Source organism: Streptomyces lushanensis (genome assembly GCF_001700515.1).
Lineage (GTDB): Bacteria > Actinomycetota > Actinomycetes > Streptomycetales > Streptomycetaceae > Streptomyces > Streptomyces lushanensis.
This window is the reverse complement of record NZ_MAUD01000303.1, coordinates 1-4013: the sequence shown is the minus strand read 5'-3', so window position 1 is coordinate 4013 and position 4013 is coordinate 1. Positions and strand designations below refer to the sequence as shown.

At 71.4% G+C, this 4013-nt stretch carries 4 protein-coding genes; 1 reads left to right on the top strand and 3 read right to left on the bottom strand.

All coding sequences use genetic code 11. The features are described from left to right. From BFF77_RS23635 to BFF77_RS23625, 3 genes are all read right to left on the bottom strand, one after another. Positions 1–1130: flavin-containing monooxygenase (locus tag BFF77_RS23635; RefSeq protein WP_066953176.1), on the bottom strand; the 1130-nt coding region annotated here is incomplete at its 3' end. 140 nt (positions 1131–1270) lie between these two features. Next, the gene (locus tag BFF77_RS23630; protein WP_066953174.1) at positions 1271–1975 is read right to left on the bottom strand and encodes a pyridoxine/pyridoxamine 5'-phosphate oxidase; all 705 of its coding nucleotides are present in this window, start codon (positions 1973–1975) and stop codon (positions 1271–1273) included. Positions 1976–2181: 206 nt separating this feature from the next. Continuing rightward, positions 2182–2829, bottom strand: a complete 648-nt coding sequence (locus tag BFF77_RS23625) for a TetR/AcrR family transcriptional regulator (protein WP_066953172.1) — start codon at positions 2827–2829, stop codon at positions 2182–2184. Positions 2830–3190: 361 nt separating this feature from the next. Here BFF77_RS23625 and BFF77_RS35820 point away from each other — a divergent pair. Beyond that, positions 3191–4013: VOC family protein (locus BFF77_RS35820; RefSeq protein WP_066953170.1), on the top strand; the 823-nt coding region annotated here is incomplete at its 3' end.

Below are 4013 nucleotides of genomic sequence, written 5' to 3'. Positions count from 1 at the left end.
GCTATGCGGTGGGCGTCGATCGCGAGTTCGCGGAGCATGCCGCTGATCGGATTGGTGAAGCCGGTGAAGTAGAGGCCCGGGGCGTGGGCGGGGGTGTGGGGGCCCTGGGTGAGCGGGCGGCCGGTGGGGGACAGGACGTCCAGTCCGTCCAGCAGCGGCTCCAGCGCGCGCTCGTAGCCCGTGGCCGCTATGACCACCTCCGGTGTGATCCGGGTGCCGTCCGCCAGGACGACCTTGTCCTGCTCGAAGGACTCGACCGCCGCCACCGGTTCGACCCGTCCCTCCCGTACCGCGTCGATCAGCCCCACGTCCTGCACCGGGATCGCGCCCTGGCGCACCCTGGTGTACAGGCCCGTGTCCGGGCGCGGCAGGCCGTGGGACGACAGGTCGGGGACGGCGATCCGGGCCAGCACCCGGCTCGCGCCGTCGACCAGCCTGGCCGGCAGACGGCGGACCAGGATGCCCGTCGACTGGGCGGGCCAGCCCGCCGTGGAGCGCCGCACGATGTGCGGGACGGTACGGACGGCGAGGCGCACGCGGGCCGCGCCGCCCTCCACCAGATCGACCGCGATCTCCGCGCCCGTGTTGCCGACGCCCACCACCAGCACGTCCTTGCCCGCGTACGGCCGCGCGTCGCGGTACGCGCTCGCGTGCAGCAGCTCGCCCGCGTAGCTCTCCCGGCCGGGCCAGGACGGCACCTTCGGCGTGTGGTTGTAGCCGGTCGCCACGACGACCGCGCGCCCGGTCAGCTCCCGTCCGCCCGTCGCGCGCAGCAGCCAGGCCGAGCCGTCGGGGGAGCGCTCGACACGGGTGACCTCGACACCGGTGACGATCTCCAGCCGGTGGAACTCCGCGTACTTCTCCAGATAGCGGACCACATCCGCGCGGGCCACCCACCGCCCGAAGGAACGCGGCATCTTCAGCCCCGGCAGCGCGGAGTGGCGGCGGGTGGTGTGCAGCCGCAGCCGGTCGTAGTGGCCGCGCCAGGAGGCTCCGACGGCGTCCGACTTCTCCAGTACGACGGCCCGTACGCCCCGTTCGCGCAGTACGGCGGCGACGGCGAGTCCACCGGGGCCGCCGCCGATGACATACACGGGACGGTCCTCGGTGCGGTCGAAATCGTCGGGCATGAAAGCTGAGCGTAATCGGAACATCACATGGTGGGGTATCGGTCAAGACGGGAAATCGATTGCGAATCGATCACGCTCGACGGGATACGCGCAGGCGGCGCCGCGCCACCACGGCGCGGGCCGTCCCCTTGGCGTCGCGCCTACGGCCAGAGCAACTCCCGTACCCAGTCGTCCCCTTCGCGCCGGTAGCGCAGCCGTACATGGCGCCTGCGCTCGTCCCCCTGGAAGAACTCCACCTCGTCCGGCACCAGGACGTACGCCGTCCACGACGGCGCCCGCGCGTCCGGCTCGCGCCGCGCCCGCTCCCACGCCGACTCGCTCGCCCGCGCCAACTCCTGCGCCGAGCCCAGTACTTCGCTCTGCCGTCCCACCAGCGCGGAGGCCAGCGCGCCCGTCGAGCGCACCCGCAGATCCGCGGCGCTCTCCTCGCGGCCCGCGCTGTGGACGGTGCCCCGGATCCGTACGGCGCGGGCCCGGACCGGCCAGTAGAAGCCGAGCGCCGCCTCGGGACGGGCGGCGAGCTGCCGGCCCTTGCGGCTGGTCGCGTGCGTGGCGAAGTGCCAGCCGCGGCTGTCCGCGTCGTGCAGCATCAGCGTCCGTACATCGGGCCGGCCGCGCTCGTCGGCGGTCGCCAGCGTCATGGTGTGCGGCTCGGGCTGCCCGGCCGCGACCGCGTCGGTGAACCAGCGCCGGAACAGCGGCAGCGGCTCCCCGGGCGCGGTGGCCGGATCGAACACGGGCAGTCGCTCCAGGTCCCAGACCCGCTGGTCGCGCAGCAGGGCACGGAAGGCCTCCTGCTCGTCGTCGCCGTCGTCGCGTTCACGGTGGTGGTCGTGGTCGTTCACGGGCGCCGTTCAACCCCCCGGCTCTTGGTGCGTGGGAAACAGAAGTGGTGACGTGGGAAACAGAGGTGGTGACGTGGGAAGCGGAAGTGGGCCGGATACGGGAGCGCCGACGAGGATCAGAGGTCTGATCCGCCGTCGGCGTGACAGGACAGTGAGGGCACGCCCGTACCGTGCCCGCCGGCCGCTGCGCCGGCTCGTTCGGCGGCCTACTTCGTGGGCTTTCTGCCGGTGATGCCGAGATGGACCAGGAGCGCGAGATTGGGCTTCAGCTCGGCCTGCTTCACGCCCCAGCTCTGGAAGTTCTTCTGGTGCGAGGCCACCGAGGCGAGCATCACGACCAGCGAGCCCGCCAGCGCCGCCGGGCTGACGTCCTTGTCGATCCTGCCCTTCGACTGAAGCTCCTTGACGGACTCCGTGAGGGAGTTGGTGACGGAGTTGAGGATCTTCATGCGGATCTTGTTGAACCGCTTGTCGCCCTCCGCCGCGCCCAGGTCGACGACCCGGAGGATCGCGTCGTGCTTGCGCCAGAAGTCGAGGAAGCCCTCGACCAGGTCCTCGGAGGTCTGCCAGCCGGCCTTGCCGGCCCAGGAGCGGCCGGAGACCAGCGAGGTCAACCCGGTGCCCTCCTTGGCCATTTCCTCGGCGATCTCGAGGACGGCGCCCTCGACATCGGGGAAGTACTGGTAGAAGGTCGCGGGTGAAGTCCCCGCCCGCCGGGCCACGTCGATGACTTTGACGTCCCGGTACGGCGAGGAGCTGAGCATCTCGCCGAGGCAGTCGAGCAGCTTCTGCCGCGTCGCCTGCCCGCGCCGACCAGCCACGCGGCCGTCGACGGTGCGCACTTGTCCTGTCATGCCGTCAGCTTACCGAGGGGGGATCGAGGCGCGATTTGGCCGAGTGCAAATGGGGAACCGGCCATCTTTCGCACGGGTCGTGCGCGCGGACTGTCATCCCCAGGGGTGGACTGTCATCCCCAGGGTTCACGTGCGGGTGAGTAGTGTTATTAACAGCCTGTGGATAACTTCGGTGGATAACTCGGGGTGCCGAGCACTTCACCCTGCGATAATCGAGCAATTGCGCTATTTCATCCGCTGCGGCCCGGGGCGCGGCCCGTTAGGTTGGCTGTGACGGGCGCCGCACGGACGGGCACCGGGCGGGCGCGCGTCACGCGGACGGGCACCGTACGGCGGATGCCACGGTCGGAAGGAGCCGGACATGGCCGCGTTCGCGGAGTCCACGCCGTGCTGGGTGGATGTGTCGCTCCCCGATCTCGAAGCGGGCAAGCGCTTCTACGGGGAGCTGTTCGGCTGGACCTTCGGCGAGGACAGCGGCATGGCGTACGGACACCACCGCGCGGCGTACGGGCACTACACGGAGGCGTTCAGCGGCGGCGGGCGGGTGGCCGGACTCGTCGCCAAGAGGGACGGCAGGATGCCCACCGTCTGGAGCGTCTACTTCGCCACCTCCGACGCCGTCGCGCTGATGGACCGGATCACCCGGGCGGGCGGCCGGACCGTACAGCCACCGACGGCCCTGGGGCCGTTCGGTGTGATGGCGCAGGCCGCCGATCCGGCCGGCGCCGTCTTCGGGCTCTGGCAGTCCGAGGAGGGCTGGGGCTTCGAGAGGACGGGCCTGCCGGGCTCGTTCTGCTGGACCGAGCTCTACACGCGGGACAAGGAGCGCGTCGATCCGTTCTACGAGACGGTCCTGGGTTTCCACGGGACCGATCTGCCGGACGCCTCGGTCGACTTCCGCGTATGGTCCCTGGCCGGTACGGAGGAGCCGGGCGCGCGCGGCCCGGAGTCCGCGACGGCCGGCCCCGGACCGGAGCGGACCGGTCCGGAACCGGGACGGACCGGTCCGGAACCTGAGCGAGCCGGTCCGGCACCGGCGCCGGTCCGCGCCGTCGGCGGGCGCAGCGTCATCACGGACGCCTTCCCGGCGGAGATGCCGGCCCACTTCCTCGTCTATTTCTCCGTCAGGGACTGCGACACGACGGCGGGTACGGTCGTCCGGCTCGGCGGCCGGATCACCACGC